At 72.4% G+C, this 16,715-nt stretch carries 17 protein-coding genes; 10 read left to right on the top strand and 7 right to left on the bottom strand.

Features of this window, described 5'->3' with window-relative positions; genetic code table 11:
• Positions 1 to 62: 62 nt before the first annotated feature.
• Positions 63 to 350 (top strand): hypothetical protein, encoded by a 288-nt coding sequence (locus tag ABZ374_RS11135; protein ID WP_360309387.1) that lies wholly within the window; start codon positions 63 to 65, stop codon positions 348 to 350.
• A 28-nt stretch (positions 351 to 378) separates the two neighbouring features.
• Here ABZ374_RS11135 and ABZ374_RS11140 read toward each other — a convergent pair whose 3' ends face one another.
• Positions 379 to 774, bottom strand: coding sequence for a hypothetical protein (locus tag ABZ374_RS11140; RefSeq protein ID WP_360309389.1), 396 nt, complete (start codon positions 772 to 774; stop codon positions 379 to 381).
• Positions 775 to 1,048: 274 nt separating this feature from the next.
• Here ABZ374_RS11140 and ABZ374_RS11145 point away from each other — a divergent pair, with 274 nt between their 5' ends.
• A complete protein-coding gene (locus ABZ374_RS11145) occupies positions 1,049 to 1,372 on the top strand; it encodes a chorismate mutase (RefSeq protein WP_360309391.1) in 324 nt (107 codons plus the stop codon).
• 202 nt (positions 1,373 to 1,574) lie between these two features.
• The gene (locus ABZ374_RS11150) at positions 1,575 to 2,009 is read left to right on the top strand and encodes a chaplin (protein WP_360309393.1); all 435 of its coding nucleotides are present in this window, start codon (positions 1,575 to 1,577) and stop codon (positions 2,007 to 2,009) included.
• Between the two features lie 96 nt (positions 2,010 to 2,105).
• Here ABZ374_RS11150 and ABZ374_RS11155 read toward each other — a convergent pair whose 3' ends face one another.
• Entirely contained in the window at positions 2,106 to 2,744 is a 639-nt protein-coding gene (locus tag ABZ374_RS11155; RefSeq protein ID WP_360309395.1) for a hypothetical protein, read from the bottom strand.
• Positions 2,745 to 2,912: 168 nt separating this feature from the next.
• On the opposite strand from ABZ374_RS11155, the gene idi reads away from it, so the two are divergent.
• Positions 2,913 to 3,464, top strand: a complete 552-nt coding sequence (gene idi, locus ABZ374_RS11160; RefSeq protein WP_360309397.1) for an isopentenyl-diphosphate Delta-isomerase — start codon at positions 2,913 to 2,915, stop codon at positions 3,462 to 3,464.
• 61 nt (positions 3,465 to 3,525) lie between these two features.
• On the opposite strand, the gene ABZ374_RS11165 is transcribed toward idi, so the two are convergent.
• Positions 3,526 to 4,524, bottom strand: a complete 999-nt coding sequence (locus ABZ374_RS11165; RefSeq protein WP_360309399.1) for a hypothetical protein — start codon at positions 4,522 to 4,524, stop codon at positions 3,526 to 3,528.
• A 98-nt stretch (positions 4,525 to 4,622) separates the two neighbouring features.
• Positions 4,623 to 6,998, bottom strand: coding sequence for a pyruvate dehydrogenase (locus ABZ374_RS11170; protein WP_360309401.1), 2,376 nt, complete (start codon positions 6,996 to 6,998; stop codon positions 4,623 to 4,625).
• 185 nt (positions 6,999 to 7,183) lie between these two features.
• On the opposite strand from ABZ374_RS11170, the gene ABZ374_RS11175 reads away from it, so the two are divergent.
• Complete coding sequence (locus tag ABZ374_RS11175) at positions 7,184 to 9,181, top strand: hypothetical protein (protein ID WP_360309403.1); 1,998 nt, start codon at positions 7,184 to 7,186, stop codon at positions 9,179 to 9,181.
• 57 nt (positions 9,182 to 9,238) lie between these two features.
• Here ABZ374_RS11175 and ABZ374_RS11180 read toward each other — a convergent pair whose 3' ends face one another.
• Positions 9,239 to 9,667 carry an SRPBCC family protein gene (locus ABZ374_RS11180; RefSeq protein ID WP_360309405.1) on the bottom strand — a complete coding sequence of 143 codons (429 nt, stop codon included), beginning with the start codon at positions 9,665 to 9,667 and terminating at the stop codon, positions 9,239 to 9,241.
• Positions 9,668 to 9,913: 246 nt separating this feature from the next.
• Here ABZ374_RS11180 and ABZ374_RS11185 point away from each other — a divergent pair, with 246 nt between their 5' ends.
• The 3 genes from ABZ374_RS11185 (at position 9,914) to ABZ374_RS11195 (ending at position 13,673) form a co-directional block, all read left to right on the top strand.
• Positions 9,914 to 10,873: a hypothetical protein gene (locus ABZ374_RS11185; protein WP_360309407.1), complete on the top strand. Its 960-nt coding sequence runs from the start codon at positions 9,914 to 9,916 to the stop codon at positions 10,871 to 10,873.
• Between the two features lie 438 nt (positions 10,874 to 11,311).
• Entirely contained in the window at positions 11,312 to 12,853 is a 1,542-nt protein-coding gene (locus ABZ374_RS11190; RefSeq protein ID WP_360309409.1) for an AMP-binding protein, read from the top strand.
• 10 nt (positions 12,854 to 12,863) lie between these two features.
• Entirely contained in the window at positions 12,864 to 13,673 is an 810-nt protein-coding gene (locus tag ABZ374_RS11195) for an aldose 1-epimerase (protein ID WP_360309411.1), read from the top strand.
• A 70-nt stretch (positions 13,674 to 13,743) separates the two neighbouring features.
• Here ABZ374_RS11195 and ABZ374_RS11200 read toward each other — a convergent pair whose 3' ends face one another.
• Positions 13,744 to 13,998 (bottom strand): hypothetical protein, encoded by a 255-nt coding sequence (locus ABZ374_RS11200; protein ID WP_360309413.1) that lies wholly within the window; start codon positions 13,996 to 13,998, stop codon positions 13,744 to 13,746.
• Between the two features lie 257 nt (positions 13,999 to 14,255).
• Between ABZ374_RS11200 and ABZ374_RS11205 the strand changes: the two genes are divergently transcribed.
• On the top strand, positions 14,256 to 14,828 hold the full coding sequence (locus tag ABZ374_RS11205) for an SAV_915 family protein (protein WP_360309415.1): 573 nt from the start codon (positions 14,256 to 14,258) through the stop codon (positions 14,826 to 14,828).
• A 7-nt stretch (positions 14,829 to 14,835) separates the two neighbouring features.
• On the opposite strand, the gene ABZ374_RS11210 is transcribed toward ABZ374_RS11205, so the two are convergent.
• Positions 14,836 to 14,958, bottom strand: coding sequence for a hypothetical protein (locus ABZ374_RS11210; RefSeq protein ID WP_360309417.1), 123 nt, complete (start codon positions 14,956 to 14,958; stop codon positions 14,836 to 14,838).
• Here ABZ374_RS11210 and lysA point away from each other — a divergent pair.
• Entirely contained in the window at positions 14,957 to 16,297 is a 1,341-nt protein-coding gene (gene lysA / locus ABZ374_RS11215) for a diaminopimelate decarboxylase (RefSeq protein WP_360309419.1), read from the top strand. The genes ABZ374_RS11210 and lysA overlap by 2 nt on opposite strands.
• Positions 16,298 to 16,715 lie beyond the last annotated feature (418 nt).

The raw sequence follows: 16,715 nt of genomic DNA on the forward strand, positions 1-16,715 counted from the left end.
CCTCGGGTAGATCGATCGGACGGGGCCCGTGGGGGTCGCAGGCAGCACGAGGAGGAGGCGCGATGACCACCACCGCGATCGCCGCACTGGTCACGCTGTGCGTCGGCCTGGTCGGCTGCCTGTGGCTGCTCACCCGAGGACGGCGCGCGGAGCGGATGACCGCCGCGGTGCTGATGTGCATGTTCGCGTCGCTGGCGCTGGTGTTCTACTCGATCGGCAAGGGCGGCCTGGACGCGCTGGACGCGGCCCTGATGCTCGGCGTCGCCGCCCCGGCGGGCACGCTGATGGTCGCGGCGCGCGGGCGTGGGCTCAGCCGGGCGACCGGCAGCCGCAACCACCGGGCCCGCTGACGGGTGCCGGGTCGATCGTGGTGGGCGATCAGGTCTTGTCGCCGCGCCGCAACAGGAAGCTCACGCACAGCCAGACCAGCGTGGTGGTGCAGCCCATGATGATCAGCGCGAACGCGATCACCACCAGGTAGACGCCGGACGTGGTGGCCAGCGCCGCGAACACCGCCGCGAACAGCACCACCAGCAGCAGCACGTGCCAGGTGCCGGAGAGCGTCGGCCGACGCATCCGGCGCCGGGCCCGCTTCGAGGCCGGCATCGAGCCCGCACCCGGAACGACCCGGCCGCGGGTGGCGGTCCGCCGGCGGTTGCGGGAAGGACGCATCGTACGCAGCGCGAGGTCCAATTCCTGGTCCTTGCGCAGTTCGTACTCGATCTCCTCCAGCATCCGCCGCTCGCTCGGCGTCAGACGCACTTCCTCCATCATGTCGTTCGCCCCCTACTGCAGCCCCGGCCGCATCCCCTTGAGCACCGCCGAACGGTCGGTGCGCCGCGACAGGGACAGCCGACGGCGCGGACCGTACTCAAAGGGTCCCCCGCAGGTGGCGATGTGACACCTGGCAGAACGAGAGATGACAGGTGGTGATATTTGTCGTGATTACTCGAAAGAGCGGTGGTGACGAGTGCGTCGCGGGCCTTGTCCGGGGCCGGTGAACGCCGTCCGTCCGCTCGCGCGACGTCGCCGGGTAGGGTCACCCGTTATGGCCAACGGAACCACTGACGAAACGGCGGGCGAGGCGCCCGGCACGCCCGCCGAACTGCTCGACCTGCGGGACAGCATCGACAATATCGACGCCGCGCTGATCCATTTGCTGGCCGAGCGGTTCAAATGCACCAAGCGGGTCGGCGTACTCAAGGCCGAGCACAAGCTGCCGCCGGCCGATCCGGCCCGCGAGGCGGTACAGATCCGCCGGCTGCGCGCGCTGGCGGAGAGCGCCAAACTCGACCCCGACTTCGCGGAGAAGTTCCTCAACTTCCTGGTCGCCGAAGTGATTCACCACCACGAGGCGATCGCGCGAGCGTGATCAATCGGTGCCCGGCTCGTTGAGCCATTCGCGTGCAGTGCCCCGATTCCCCCGTCGATAGCGCCGTCCGACGTCCGCGTACGCGCGGGTTGCTACTTACGGGGGAAGTTCGCACGCCCCCCGTCACCGGTGTGCGCCCAGGTGCGTTGGACGGCCCGGAACTCCGGTTCCACCGTCTATCGATCGATGGGAATAACTACCAGTGAACAAGCTCACCAAGGGTGCGGTCGTCACCGCCGCCATTCTCGGCGGTTCGGTTGCGATGGGGGGGCAGGCGTTCGCGTCGGCCGATGCGGACGGCGCCGCCGTGGACTCGCCCGGCGTCATCTCCGGCAACAACATCCAGGTGCCGGTGAACATCCCGATCAACGTGTGTGGCAACACCGTCGACATCATCGCGGTGCTGAACCCCACGTTCGGCAACACCTGTATCAACGCGGACGACATCGAGCACGCCACCCCGATGCCCTCCGGGCACGAGGGTCACCCCGCGTCGCCGCACCACGCCGCCCCGGCCGACGACTGCGCGCGGGAGCTCCCGCCGCCGCCGCACGCCGCGCCCGGCGACGACTGCGCCGAGGCGGGCGGCGACCTGCTCGCCGGTGCCGCGAACATGGCCGGTGCGATGATGGGCTGAACGCCCACCGTCGTATGTGCCGCGGCCCCGGAACACCAGCCAGGTGTTCCGGGGCCGCGGCCCGTCGGGCGGGCGCCGGGGCGCCGCGCGGGCCCGTCAGGCGGCGGCGCGATCGCGCAGCCGGCGCGGCGGGGGCTTGGGCTTGGGCGGCTTGCCGAACGCCTCGAACGCGCCCACCGCCGAGATCACCAGCGAGATCGCGGTCAGCCCACCGAGGGCGCCGAAGAAGTCGGTCAGCGCCTTCGTGCGCTCGGCGTCGCCGGTGACCAGGATCAACAGGCCCAGCAGCGCTCCGGCGATCGCCATCGCGCCCACCATGCGGGCGAACTCGATCGCCTCGTACCGGACCCGATCCATCCCCCGAGCCGGCGGTCGCCACGGCAGCGGCCCGCCGAGGAAGTGGTAGCCCACCCGCTGGTCCACCCACCGGATCGCCCGGTGGCCGAACATCACGGTGATCCCGATGTACAACGCGGCGATCCCGTGCCGCGCGCCGGCGGTGGCGCCGCCGCGCAGGTCCACCACGGCGACCACGAGCAGGATCACCTCCAGCAGCGGCGTGCCGTACAGGAACACGTTGCTCAGCCGGCGGCGACGCAGGGCATAGCGGCTCAGCAGGCCCAGGGCGATCAACACCCAAAAGCCCACCTCGCAGGCCACGATCATGGCGACGACCACGGTGATCACCTCCTCGGAGCGGGGCCGGGCGGCTCGCCCCAGGGGGGACGAGAGCACCGGCGAACGGACTCCACCAGCCTCTCGCGCGGACGCGGCCCGGGGATCGTCGGCAGGTGGGATTCCGGCCTACAGACAACGATGTAGCGGGCGTCGGCGCGGTATCGAGGGCCCGTTGACCCGCCCGCCGGATACTGTGCAGGCAAGGCCGAACAGCAGGGAGAGCACATGGCGCAGGAGCAGCCGGACGGTCGGGTCATGGTCGAGTTGGTGGACCCCCAAGGGAACACGATCGGCCTCGCGGAGAAACTGGAGGCTCATCAGCCGCCGGGTCTGCTGCACCGTGCGTTCTCGGTCTTCCTCCTCGACGACGAGGGCCGGGTGTTGATGCAGCGTCGGGCGCTGACGAAGTATCACTCGCCGGGCCGATGGTCCAACACGTGTTGCAGCCACCCGTTTCCGGGCGAGGACCCCAGGGACGCGGTGCTGCGCAGACTGAACGAGGAGCTGGGCGTCAAGCCCACCACGCTCGAATCGGCCGGCCTGGTGACCTACGACGTCACCGACGAGGTCTCGGGCCTGGTCGAGAAGGAGTTCAACCACCTCTTCGTCGGCCTGGCCGGCGACGATCTGGGGCTCGACCCGGAGGAGGTCGACGACGTCGCGTACGTGCCGTTGGCCGAACTGGACGCGTGGCTGGCCGCACACGAGCACACCGCGTGGCTGAGCGCGGTGCTCGACCCGGTCCGGGAGCCGCTCGCGGCGCTCGCCGCGCGCTGAGCACACGACGACGCGAAGGGCGGGTCCGGAACCCCGGACCCGCCCTTCGCGGTGCGCGGGCTCAGACCTGCGGCGGCTTGGTGCCCTGTTCGGGCCAGGTCGGCGCGGGCGCCGGGACCAGCGTGCCGTGATCCGGCTTGGGCGCGGGGCCGCCGAAGACGTACTCCGTGCGCAGTTGCCGGAACGCGCCGGTCGCCGCGCCCTTGTCCACCACGGTCGTGCTCACCTCCGAGTACGCGGGCAGGTGCGTGGCCGGGTCGATCCAGAACACCGCGCGCACCGGCGAACCGCTCTGCTGACCGAAGTTCTCGATCTGGTACGGCCCCTTGGTGAAGTCGGGGATGGTGGCGCGGAACGCCTTGAGCAGCAGATCGGTGTTGACACTGGAGCCGGCGCCGCTCGGCTGCGGCTTGAGGTCCACGGTCAGCCGCAGGTACGACTTGCCCTTCTGCTGCGCCGGTTCCACCGCCGAGGGGGTCAACCAGCCCGGCGTGGCTTCGAGTTGGGCGGCGAACGTCTTGGCCTGCTCGGCGGTCAGGCCGGTCGGCAGGATGCCGTCACCGACGTACTTGCCCTCCCGGGCCATGTCCACCACGCACGGGCGCTTGGTGTCGGTCCACTGCTTGAGCGCGTTGTTGTAGCTCCACTCCTTGCCCGCCTCGCACGACGAGCGCTTGATCGGCGCGTTCGCGGCGACCTGGTACGCGCGGTCGGTGAACGCGGTCTTGCCGGCGGCGTCGTACCAGGACCACAGGTCCTCGCGGACCGTCTGCTCCTTGCCGGTGTCACCGGTCGCGGTCCGCACCCCGTGGTACTCGACCACCTGCTGGGTGGTGGTCGCGGCCAGCAGCGCGGCCCAGACCGACTTCGGATCCTGGTCGCCCTTGCCGGCGGGTGCCGCGCCGCCGGTCGGCGCCCCCGTGCCGCCCGCCTTCTTGTCCTGCCCGCCCTTGTCGTTCTTGTCGCCGGAGTCGGACGAGCACCCCGTCAGGACGACGGCGGCGGTCAGGCCCGCCGCCGTCCAGGTGCTCCACCGTCGTCCCATGCCCCCGTGTCGCATGCACAGCTCCTCGAATCGTCGAACGCTCCGTCAGCAGGCATACCGTACGCGTGAGCGAGCCGGGCGGGCCGGCCGGCGCCCGCCCGGCGGCCGGTCCGTCAGGCGAGCGAGAGCGCGGCCAGCGCCGCGTTGACGATCGATCCGGGCAACAGGTCGTGCAGCTCGTACAGATCCTCGATCCGGCCGGTCTGGCCGAACTGGTCCACGCCCAGCGGCACACTCGGCACGCCGAGCGCCGAGCCGAGCCAGGCGAGCGTGTGCGAGGACGAGTCGTGCACGGTGACCACCGGCGCCCGATGCGGGAACGCGGTGCGCAGCGCGCCCGGCGCGGAAGGCGTGGTCGCGGTGCGCACCCCTTGGCGCAGGGTGCGCTGCCAGGCGGCGTAGAGCCGGTCGGCCGAGGTGATGTCCACGACGTGCGCCGCGATGCCCTCGTCGCGCAGCTCGTGCGCGGCGGTCAGCACCTCGGGCAGCACCGCGCCGGAGGCGGCCAGGTAGACCGTGGGCGCGCCGGGCAGATCGGGCGCCTCCAGCAGTCGGTAGGCGCCCGCGAGCACCTGGCGGCGCAACAACGCGTCGCCGAGTCGGGTCCGGGCGGCCTCGAACGGCGCCTGGTCGATCGGCCGGGTGGTCAGCCGGAAGTAGTAGGCGCCGTTGTCCGGTTCGACACCGTGGTCCGGGCCACCGGCGATCCGGCCCACCGCGTCGCACAACAACCAGTCCAGCGCGGTGCCGTAGGCGGGCTCGATCAGCGTGGTGCCGGGCAGTTCGAGCCCGATCGACGCGGTGATCGTGGACTGGTGCGCGCCGCCCTCGGGAGCGAGCGTCACGCCGGAGGGGGTGCCGGCCACGATGAATCGCGAGCCGGAGTAGACGGCGTGGATGAACGCGTCCAGGCCGCGGCACACGAACGGGTCGTAGACCGTACCGATCGGGATCAGCGGTTGCCCGGACAAGTCGCCCGCGAGGCCGAGCTGTTCGAGCAGCAGGAACAGGTTCATCTCGGAGATGCCCAGTTCGATGTGCTGCCCGCTCGGGCCCTCGATCCACTTCAGCGCACCCTCGCCGGACCACGCGCGGCGGTCGGTGGGCGCGAACACGCCGGTGCGGTTGATGAAGCCGGCCAGGTTGGTGGAGGTGGCCACGTCGGGCGCGGTGGTCACCAGGTACGGCGCCAGCGCGGGGTCGCGGGAGAGCTCGACCAGGACCCGGCCGAAGGTCTCCTGGGTGGAGACCGGCTTGGTCATCCGCTGACCGGTGGCGGCGGCGACCGCGACGCCGAGCGGGCCCGGCTTGGGGGCGCGGGCCAGGTGCTCGCGGCGCTGCCCGGCCAGGATGCCCTCGGGGGTGGCGGCGTCGAAGCGGTCCCACTCGGTGCGCTCGGTCAGTCCGAACCCGGTGCGCAGCGTGGCGACCTGTTCGGTGCTCAGCAGCGCGGAGTGGTTGCGCGGGTTGCCCGCGATCGGCAGGCCCCAGCCCTTGACGGTGTACGCGAAGACCACGCTGGGTCGATCGGTGACCGCGTCGCAGCGCCGGTAGGCGTCGAGCAGGGCGGCGATGTCGTGCCCGCCCAGGTCGGTGACCAGCGCGTGCAGTTCGGCGTCGGGCACGTCCGCGACGGTGGCCGCGACGTCGGCCGGCGCGCCGTCCAGGAAGTGCGCGCGCACGTCCCGGTCGGCGAGGCCGAACAACGCCTGGTACTGCTCGTTGGGCATCGCGTCGATCCACGCCTTGAGCGCCGCACCGCCGGGCCGCTCGAACGCGGCCTGGAGCCGGCGGCCGTACTTGACCTCGACCACATGCCAGCCGGCCGCCTCGAACTGGCCGCGCCACTGGTCGATCCGCACCCCGGGCACCACCCGGTCCAGCGACTGCCGGTTGAAGTCGACCAGCCACATCACATTGCCCAGGCCCTGGGTGGCCGGGTCCGCGATGGCCTCCCAGATGTTGCCCTCGTCCAACTCGGCATCGCCCAACAGGGCGACGAAGCGGGACGCCGGTCGCGGCCCGAAGTGCGCGTCCACGTATCGCCGGGCGGCGGCGCCGAACAGCGGGGCCGCGGCGCCCAGGCCGACCGAGCCGGTGGAGAAGTCCACCCATTCGCGGTCCGGGTCCTTGGTGCGGCTGGGGTACGACTGGAGCCCGCCCTTGGCGCGCAGCGTGGTCAGGTACGCCCGGTCCAGGTTGCCGAGCAGGTACTGGATCGCGTGGAAGACCGGCGACGCGTGCGGCTTGACGCTGATCCGGTCCGGGCCGTCGAGGTGCGCGAACCACAGCGCGGTCATCGCGGACACCAGCGACGCCGAGGACGCCTGGTGGCCGCCGACCTTGATCCCGTCCGGGTTCGGCCGGTCGTGGTTCGCGGAGTCGACGATGCGCGTGGCGAGCCAGAGGATGCGGCGCTGGACCGCCTCCAGGACCGGCAGGTCGATGCCGAGCGCGGCCGCGGCGTGGTCCGTGTCGCTGCGATGCATGGTCACCTCAAGATCGGTTCGGGGTGGCCGAAGCATACGGCGATCGTCTCACCATGCGATACGCGAGGCGGTTCGGGGTCGCTGTCGGTGGCCGTGGATTGACAGAGCGTCCGGCTGCTGTTGGTCTGTCCCGAGCGCCACCGCACCTATCCGATGGATCGTCCCCACGCCTCCGGAGGCATGCCATGGCCCATCCCGCGATACCCGGCGGACCGCCGCCGATCGCGACGCTCACGTCGTACGTCACCAACCACAGATCCGACACGGTCACCGTCCTGGACGTGGTCACCGGCACCGCGCTCGCCACCATCGACGTGCCCGGCGTCCTCGGCGTGGCCGCCGTCCCGGGCGGATCCGTGTACGTCACCTCGCCGGAGCGCGGGGTGATCACCGTGATCGACACCGAGTCGCCGGTCGTGCTGGGCCGGATCGCCGCGCGCTGGCCGTATTCGCCGGTGGCGGCCCCCGACGCGCGCGCCGTCTACTTCGCGTCCTGCCCGCCGGCGGACGACGGCTGCACGCCGTACACGATCGAGGTGCTCAGCACCACGCTGAACACGGTGGTGCGCAGCTACCCGGTGCCCGCCCCGGCCACAGTGCTGGCGCCGGCCCCCGGCGGCGGCCGGCTCTACCTGGGCACCTTCGACCGGGACCTGATCACCGTGCTCGACCTGGCCGACGGCAGCACCACCTCGGGCACGACGAAGGCGCCCCGGGGGCTGGCCTGCGCGCCGGACGGGGTGACCGTCTACGTCGCCGGCGAGGGCGGCGTGGACATCCTGGACGCGGCCACCCTGGGCCGTCTCGGCGCGATCGCGATCGACGGCGGCGCCACCGACGTCGCGGTCTCCCCGGACGGCTCCCGGCTGTACGTGGTGCCCGCCGCCGCCCGCGACCTGCGGATCGCGGACCCGGTCACCCGGGCGGTGATCGGCAGCGTCGACACGCCGAACGCCGGGGCGGTCACGCTCACTTCGGGAGGAACCCGCGCGGTGGTGATGAACGTGGGATCGGGGGACGGCGTCGTCGCGTCGATCGTCGACACGGCCGACGACACGATCCTGTACTCGGTACCGATCGGGCGCAGTCCGTTCCATCAGGCGTTCGTCGGGTCGGCGGGGGCACTGCCGGTGACCCGGACCGGGAGTTGGGCCGCGCCGGTCGATCTCGGCGGCACGATCGTGGGCGGCCCGGGCGTCACGCTCGACCGATACGGGCGGGTCGTGGTCTTCGCGCACGGCGCGGACGCGCACCACGTGTGCACGCGCGCCGAACGCCCGGACGGGGAGTGGACGCCGTGGGTGGACCTGGGGGAGCCGATCGACGGTGCTCCGGTCGCGGCCCGGGCCCTCGACGGGCGGCTCCTGGTGTTCTTCCGTGCCGGAGACGCGCTGCGCCTGTTGTGCCGGGCCGGCGACGACGAGACCTGGCTCGCCGCGCGGACCCTCGCGGACGGCGTGGTCGGCGATCCGGTCGTCGGGTTCGGCGCGTCGGGACGACCGGAGGTCTACTACCGGGGCACCGACGGCGCGCTGTGGCACGTGCGGCCGGACACCGGTGAGGCGGTTGGGGGCCGGCCGGCCGCCGAGCGCCTGGGCGGCGGGCCGGTCGCGGGCGGCATCCCGGCCGGCGCGTCGACGGCCGGGGTGGCCGGGACGGCCGGGATGGCCACGGTTCGCGACGGCGAGGGTCGGCAGGTGCTCGTGCACGTGGACCCGGCCGGTCGGGTGTGGTCGATCCGGCAGCAGGGGCCGGACGGGCCCTGGGCGGAGTTCGAGCCGGTCCTGGACGGTGCGCTGCCGGACCGGCCGCCGACCGTCGCGGTGGGCGCCGACGGGCGGGCACAGGTCGTGGTCGTCGGGGCCGACGGCGCCCTGTGGACCTCGATCGCGGGCAAGGACGGCTGGGGCGAGCCGGAGCCGCTGTTCGGCGCGGTCGGCGGCGCGGTACGCGCGATCGCCGCGGTCGACGGGCGGATCGTGGTCGTCGTCCGCGGCACCGACGGCGTGTTGTGGGTGAAGGGACAAACCGGGCCGGAGACCGACGATCGGAACGAGTACGCGTCGCTCGCACCGGACGCGGCGAGCGACCCGGTGCCGGTGCTGGACGGGAGCGGATGCCTGCGGATCGCCTATCGCGCCGAGGACGAGAGCGTGCGGGTGGTCGGCCAGACCCGGATGTGACGCCGATTCGGGCGCCCGCGACGTGCGGTCGGGGGCGCCCGAGGGGTCGGGCGGGTCCTACGCGAAGCGCTCCTGCAGGGCGGTCAGGCCCGCGCCGTAGGTGCCGTCGGCGAACACCGCCTCGACGGTCTCCACCAGGTCCTCGTCGCTGTCGTAGGTGGCCGACCAGACCACCTCGCTGCCGTCCGGGTGCGGCGTCACCACGAGCGAGCCCACGTAGTCGCGCACCGCCAGCGGCACCTGGATCAGGCGATACGTCATCCGATGCGCGTCCGCGTCGTGGCTGAGCAGCTCCTCGCGCGAGAGCACCTCGCCGTCGATCGCGAACGCCCGTACGGCACCCGGGGTGTTGGCGTCGCCGCCGCCCTCGATCGTGCTCGGCGGCACCACCGGGTGCCAGTCGCCGAGGGCGCCGAAGTCGCCGATGACCGCCCAGACCTTGTCCGGTGTGGCGGCGATCACAGCAGAACGTGAGATCTCGTGCATGAAGGCACTCCCATGGGTTCGAAATTACGCGCGTGGAGATGGGACGATGCAATTCGAATCGGTTTCCACGCCGATTCGATCCGGGTCCGCATCGGGTCGCAATACCACCGGGTGGTTGGTGTCCGCCGAATAAATCACCCGACCGATGTGGCCTGTCTCCTGGACGCGGAAACCACTTGGCGCCTAGAACCGTTGCAGGGCCGGACGGGAACGGCGGCGACGAGGCCAGAAAGGGGCGGCGAGGACGTGTTGTACGGACTTGTGCTGACGGCTTTCGCGGCGGCCATCCTGGTGACCGCCCCCAAAGTCCTGCGCCGGGCCGAACACAGCGGCTTCAGCCCGCGCCACGTGCAACGCGCCTGGCGGGCCGCCGCCGGTGGCGTGCTCGCCTCGTTCGCGCTGGCCGTGCCGGTCTACACGCCCGACCTGTGGCTCGCCCCGATGCGGGCGGCCGGCTTCGACCCGCAGATCGGCATGCCGCACGTGCCGCTGGTCGCGCAGATAGTCGTCGCCGTGCTGGCGCTGGTGGTCGTGGTGGTCGGCTGGCGGCGGGGCGCGGGAGCCACCCGCGACTACCGGCGGGCGCTGCACGTGCAACTGGACCGGCTGGAGAACTGCGCGCCGCTCCTGGACGAGGAGGCCGGCGGCCGACCGCGCCTGGTGATCGTCGAGGACGAGGCACCGCGACTGGTGTTGCTGCCGTCCCGACCGCCGCGTGTGGAGGCCACCACACGGGCCCTGGACCTGCTCCGCCCGGAGGAACTGAACGCGGTGCTCACCCACATGGCGGGGCACCTGCGCCGGCGCGACGCACAGTGGATGGTCTGCGCCGACACGCTGGCCGACGCCTACCCGACGGTGCGGTTCTTCGGCGAATGGGCCGATCACGCCGCCGAACTGTCGGAGAAGGCGGCGGACGCGGACGTGCACGGCTCGATCGCGCGGGTCAACCTGCGCCGGGCGATCGTCAAGCTGTCCGGCCCCGGGCAGGCGGGCGGGCCGTTCTGCCCGTGCTTCGCCTGGCCGCAGCAGCGCCAGGAGGAGCTGACGGTGCACCAGGTGCAGGCGACCGCCCACCCCGAGGTGGCCGTCGCGGGCGTGCGAGTGGGCGCGCCGGTCGCCTCCGCCGGGCTGCGGTTGCTGACGGCGGCGGCGTTGCTGGTGCCTTCGGTGATCGTGGTGTCGCCGCACTTTCTGTATTTGTGAGGGTCGAGGCCCTGCTCGTCGGGGTGGCTTGGGGTTTGTGCCGTCCGTGAGGCCGGCGGCCTCGCTTGTCCGGGCGGTTTGGCGTTGTGTTGTCTGTGAGGGTCGGCGGCCTCGGCTGTCCGGGCGGTTTGGCGTTGTGCTGTCCGTGAGGGTCGGCGGCCTCGGCTGTCCGGGCGGTTTGGCGTTGTGCTGTCCGTGGGGGACGGCCGCCTCGGCTGTCCGGGTGGCTTGCCGTCCCGCTGTCCGTGAGGGTCGGTCGGCGGCCTCGCCCGTCCGTGCGGCTCGGCGTCCTGTCGTCCGTGGGGCTCGGTGTCCCGCGCGGGTGAGGCTGCGGCGGTGCGGGGTCGGCTCGGGTGGGTGCGTGGGCGTCGGTGGCCTGTCGGGTCGCGACCGTTCCTGATAGGTATTCGGGACGGGCGGGGCGAGGAGGGTGCGACGGTGACACATACGAGCCTCTGGGCGGCCATCGAGGCGCGGGCGGCCGAGTCGCCCGATGGCGAGTTGTTGGTCGACGAGCGCGGCCGACGGCTGACCCACCGCGAATTCCGCGATGCGGCCGAGGCCCTGGCGGCGTTCCTGTACACCCGGGGCCTGAGCGCGGGCGCCGCGGTCACCTGGCAATTGCCCACCCGGCTCGAATCCGTCGTGCTGGTCGGCGCACTGTCCCGGCTCGGCGTGGTGCAGAACCCGGTGATGCCGGTCCAGCGCGAACGCGAACTCGTCTTCGTCACCCGGCAGACCGGCGCCTCGATGCTGATCGTGCCACCGGTCTGGCGCGGCTACGACTACCCCGAACTGGCCCGTCGGGTGCGCGACCGGGTCCCGGGCCTGGAACTGCTGGTCCTGGACGAACCGCTGCCGACCGGCGACCCGGCCGTGCTGCCGCCTCCGCCGGAGGTGCCCGGTACGCCCGAAGAGGCCCCGGTGCGCTGGTACTTCTACACCTCCGGGACCACCGCCGACCCCAAGGGCGCCCGGCACACCGACGCGACGATCATGGCCGCGGGCGTCGGCATGGCGGACCGGATCGGCGCACGCGAAGGGGACAGGGTCGCCCTGGTCTTCCCGTTCGCGCACATCGGCGGTTGTACGACCTGGCTGACCGCGGCGCTCACGCACGGCGTCACGATGATCCTGACCGAGGCGTTCCACCCCGAGGACACGCCGGAACTGCTGCGCCGCGAGCGGGTCACGCTGGCGGGCGCGGGCACCGTGTTCCACCAGACCTGGCTGGCCGCCCAGCGCCGCCGGCCGGCCGGCGACCCGCTCTTCCCGTACCTGCGGAGCTGCCCGGGCGGCGGCGCGCCCAAGCCGCCCGGGCTGCACCACGACATCAAGCACGAACTGGGCGGCGTCGGCATCCTGGCCGGGTGGGGGATGACCGAGGCGCCGATCCTGACCATGGCGGGCCCGGACGACCCGGACGACGTGCTGGCCCGGGCCGAGGGCCGGCCCACCCGTGGGGTGGAGGTCACCGTGGTCGGCCCGGACGGCGCGGCGCTCCCGATCGGCGCGGAGGGCGAACTGCGGGTGCGCGGGCCGCAGGTGATGCGTGGCTACCTGGACGCGAGGCTGGACGCCGAGGCGTTCGACGAGGTCGGGCGGGTGCGTACGGGCGATCTGGGCCGGCTGGACGAGCAGGGCAATGTGTACATCACCGGGCGGCTCAAGGACGTCATCCTGCGCAAGGGCGAGACGATCAGCGCCAAGGAGGTCGAGGATCTGCTCGACGCCCACCCGACGGTCGCGGAGGTCACCGTGATCGGCCTGCCGGACGCCGAACGCGGTGAACTGGTGTGCGCGGTGATCGTGCCGACGGATCCGGCGATTCCGCCGGATCTGGGTACGGTGCGGGATTTCCTGGACACTCGGGAAGTGATGCGGCAGAAGTTCCCGGAGCGTATCGAGATCGTCGCCGCGCTGCCCCGGAATGCGGCCGGAAAGGTGCTCAAGAAGGAGCTTCGGGAACGCTACGCGTAATCTGCCGACCATGATCGACGGCGAAGTGTGGTTGCGTTCCGAAGGCGCCGAGGCGCGGATTCTGCCGGACGCCGGATGCCGGCTCGGCTCGTTGCGGGTGCGCGGGCTCGAACTGCTGCGGACCGAGGGCGAGCGGCCGGCCGAGTGGGGCAGTTACCCGATGGTGCCGTGGGTCGGCCGGATGGGTGCGGCCCGGTTCGAATTCGACGGTGCCGTCCACGAGTTCCCGGCCGACGCGGCGCCGCACGCGCTGCACGGGCTGGGGTATCGGGGGTCCTGGAAACAACTCGACGGGGACGCGGCGTCGGCGGTCTTCGAGTTCGCGCTGACCGATCCGTGGCCGTTCGCGGGGCGGGTCGAGCAGACCTTCACGCTGACGTCCGACGGGCTGGTCACGGTATTGCGGATCGAGTCCGAGGACGCGACGTTTCCCGCGCAGGCCGGCTGGCACCCGTGGTTCCGGCGGCGGTTGGCGGTGGGCGGCGAGCTGGAGTTGTCCTTCACGCCCGCCTGGCAGGAGGAGCGCGGCGCCGACTACCTGCCCACCGGACGCCGGATATCCCCACTGCCGGGCCCCCGTGACGACTGCTACGGGACGCCCGGCGGGGTGGACGCGACGCTGTCCTGGCCCGGGGCGTTGCGGCTGCGGATGACCTCGGACTGCGACTACACGGTGGTGTACGACCTGCCGCCGGAGCATGTGTGCGTGGAGCCGCAGACCGGCCCGCCGAACGGCCTGGTGGGCCCGACGCAGCGGCTGGTGCGCCCGGGGGAGCCGTTGGTGGCGACGACGGAGTGGGCGTGGGGCGGGGCGGCTTAGGCGCTGGGGTGGGCTTTCCCGTCCACCCGTGCACCCGTCCACCCGTCCACCCGTCCACTTGTCCGGCCGTCTATTCGTCCAGGTGTTGCTCCGGGTGTGGGTGGTGGGCTGTTGCTCGGGAGCGGGATTTACGGAGCTCTCGGCGGATGACGACGAGCGCGTGGACAGTCATCGCGGTGATCGACAGGGTTGCGGTCAGCGGGGACCACAGGCGGTATTGCCATTCGTCGGAGAGCAGGGCCGGCAGCCTGGAGAGGAGATACAGGGCGAGCCAGGCACGGAGGATGACGTAGCAGGCCCGGAGCCCGGCTCGTCCGTCGTACATCTGCGCTTCCTTTCGCCGCCGGGCGTCGGCATGCGCATCGAGGTTGGCACAGGGCGCGGGCCGTGGGTCGGGCGGGCTCTCGGCGGGTCGATGTGCGCGGATTTCCCGGGTTTTGTTCGGGATCGCGTCAGGGGGGCGTCAACAACGGGGTGGGGATGATCAAGGGCGCGGTAGGGACGGGGTTGCCCGGTATGGGGCGTCGTAGCGTCTGAGGTGGGGCTCGCGGTTGGCTGCGGAGCCGGACTTCGGAGGTTGTCGTGTCGGATGTGTTGATCACCGATGAGGAACCCGCTTCTACGACCACCGCCCGGTGCGTGTTGATCGTGCCGGTGCGGTCGGTGGACGGGGCTCGGGTGGTCCGGCTGTGCCGGGATCCGCTGGGTGCCCGGGTGGTGGTCGCGTTCACGTCGGTGGCGCGGTTGCGTGCGGTGCTGGGCGTCGAGCAGGAGTGGATCCGACTCGGGGCGGGCGCGGTGCGCTCGCTCGTGGACGAGGTCGGCGGCGAGCGTCTGCTGGTCGACCCGGGGCTCTCGGCGGCACCGGTGCGGCACGCGGAGCCGGTGGCGGCGACGGCTGTTTCGGCCGGGGGCGGGGGTGGGGTCGGGGTGGTGCCCGCCGAGGCCGGCCGGCGCCCGGTGGCGGATGTCGGGCCGGCCCACTCGCGTGCGGGGGCGCGGCTCGGCGGGGCGGGTGGCCTCGGGACGGGTGGCCTTGGGGCGGGTGGCCTTGCGTTGGGCGTCGGACCTTTCTGGGAACCGCAGTTGCTCGGCGCGTTGCGGACCACCGCCGTCGTCACCGCGCTTCTCGTCGTGCTTTCCGTCGTCGGCTGACCTGCCGTCACCCATTGCCCGGGCTGATGCCCCGGCCCGTGCCCGGGTTCATGCTCAGGCTCATGCCCGGGTTCATGTCCAGGTCCATCTCCGGGTTCGTGCCCATGCTTGTGTACAAGGGAGTCGCCATGTCCGTCACGCTTGCGGAGCCGGTTGTGGACGCGGCCGTCTGGCCGCGCTCGACCCGGGCGCACGGCAGCGATCTGGCGGTCGGCGGCCTGCCGCTGGCCGAACTCGCGGAACAGTTCGGGACGCCGCTGTACGTACTGGACGAACAACACGTACGGGACGCCTGCCGGGCCTACCGCCGCGCGCTGCCGGGCGTCGAGATCGCCTACGCCGCCAAGGCGTTCCTGTGTCGCGGCCTGGTCCGCTGGCTGCGCGAGGAGGGCTTCGGGCTCGATGTGTGCTCGGCCGGCGAGTTGGCGCTGGCCACGTCGGCCGGGATGCCCGGCGAGCGGATCATCCTGCACGGCAACGCCAAATCGGCGGACGAGCTGCGCGCGGCGCTGCGCCTGGGCGTGGGCCGGATCGTGCTGGACAACCCGGCCGAGATCGCCCGGTTGGCCGCGCTGGTGGCGCCGAGCCGGCGGCAGCGGGTGATGGTGCGCGTGGTGCCCGGGATCGAGGCGGGCGCACACCACGCGATCCGTACCGGCGGTGAGGACCAGAAGTTCGGCCTGTCCATCGCCCGGGGCGACGCAACCGACGCGGTGCTGCGCACCGTTGCCCAGCCACACCTTGAACTGACCGGTCTGCACTGCCACTTGGGCTCACAGATCGGCTCGGTACGGCCCTGGCTGGCAGCGATCGGCACGCTGGTACGGTTCCTGGCCGAACTGCGCGACCGGCACGCGATCGTACTGCCCGAGCTGAACCTGGGCGGCGGCCACGGGATCGCCTACCGGACCGGCGAACACGCCTTGGACATCGAGTCGTTCGCGATCGACGTGCGCCGGCAACTGGCCCGCCAATGTGCGCTGTACGAGCTGCCCGTGCCGCGCCTGATCGTCGAGCCGGGCCGGGCCGTCACCGGTCCCGCCGGCGTGGCACTGTACCGGGTGCTCGTGGTCAAGCGCACCACGCACCGGGTCTTCGTGGCGGTGGACGGCGGCATGGCGGACAACCCGAGGCCGGCCCTGTACGGCGCACGCACGACGGTACGCCTGGTCGGCCGCCCGGGCGCGGCCCAGACCCGACGGGTCACCGTCGTCGGCCGCTACTGCGAGTCCGGCGACGTCCTGGCCCCCGACGTCGACCTCCCCGACGACATCCACCCCGGCGACCTCCTCGCAATCCCCGCCGCCGGCGCCTACCAACAGTCGATGGCCTCCACCTACAACCTGGTCGGCCGCCCCCCGGTGATAGCCGTCCACAACGGCAACACCCACACCCTCCTACGCCGCGAAACCATCGAGGACCTACTCCGGAGAGACGGGGACACCGACACGGACACCTCGGCCACCTGAGCACCGCGATGCCCCGGCGGACGGGCGGGTCGACGGGGAGCGCGGTCGGCGCGGGCAGGGCGCCGCTCGGGCGCGGGCCGGCGGCGACGTCCGGGCAGGCCGGGTCGGGGCCAGGGGCGCGCGTGTGGTGGTGAGGCGGCGAGGGTGAGGCGGCGGCGAGTCGGGCCGGCTTGGTGGCGCAGCGCCGGCCTGCGGTGACACCGGTCCACTTCCGTCGGGTGGCAGGCGCGCTGCCCGTTGCCCGCTGTCCGCTGCCCGACGGCGGACACCATCGGCCGACGAGGCCCCCGATACCGCAGGTTGCGCGTTGCGCTCGGGCCGGCATCAACGTGTGAAAGACACGGTCTCCGGGTCTTGTTCAGGGCTGCGGTGCGTGTTTGGTCGGGTTGGGTGCGGGTGGCCTTGTGCTGAACGGTCG

Source organism: Embleya sp. NPDC005971 (assembly GCF_040629175.1).
Classification (GTDB): Bacteria; Actinomycetota; Actinomycetes; order Streptomycetales; family Streptomycetaceae; genus Embleya.

Bases quoted from the DNA above. Each gene is read 5' to 3' on its own strand.
- lysA (WP_360309419.1), top strand. From the start codon at position 14,957: ATGTCCGTCACGCTTGCGGAGCCGGTTGTGGACGCGGCCGTCTGGCCG.
- ABZ374_RS11170 (WP_360309401.1), bottom strand. From the start codon at position 6,998: ATGCATCGCAGCGACACGGACCACGCCGCGGCCGCGCTCGGCATCGAC.
- ABZ374_RS11175 (WP_360309403.1), top strand. From the start codon at position 7,184: ATGGCCCATCCCGCGATACCCGGCGGACCGCCGCCGATCGCGACGCTC.
- ABZ374_RS11135 (WP_360309387.1), top strand. From the start codon at position 63: ATGACCACCACCGCGATCGCCGCACTGGTCACGCTGTGCGTCGGCCTG.
- ABZ374_RS11180 (WP_360309405.1), bottom strand. From the start codon at position 9,667: ATGCACGAGATCTCACGTTCTGCTGTGATCGCCGCCACACCGGACAAG.
- ABZ374_RS11145 (WP_360309391.1), top strand. From the start codon at position 1,049: ATGGCCAACGGAACCACTGACGAAACGGCGGGCGAGGCGCCCGGCACG.
- ABZ374_RS11140 (WP_360309389.1), bottom strand. From the start codon at position 774: ATGATGGAGGAAGTGCGTCTGACGCCGAGCGAGCGGCGGATGCTGGAG.
- idi (WP_360309397.1), top strand. From the start codon at position 2,913: ATGGCGCAGGAGCAGCCGGACGGTCGGGTCATGGTCGAGTTGGTGGAC.
- ABZ374_RS11210 (WP_360309417.1), bottom strand. From the start codon at position 14,958: ATGGCGACTCCCTTGTACACAAGCATGGGCACGAACCCGGAGATGGAC.
- ABZ374_RS11165 (WP_360309399.1), bottom strand. From the start codon at position 4,524: ATGCGACACGGGGGCATGGGACGACGGTGGAGCACCTGGACGGCGGCG.
- ABZ374_RS11200 (WP_360309413.1), bottom strand. From the start codon at position 13,998: ATGTACGACGGACGAGCCGGGCTCCGGGCCTGCTACGTCATCCTCCGT.
- ABZ374_RS11195 (WP_360309411.1), top strand. From the start codon at position 12,864: ATGATCGACGGCGAAGTGTGGTTGCGTTCCGAAGGCGCCGAGGCGCGG.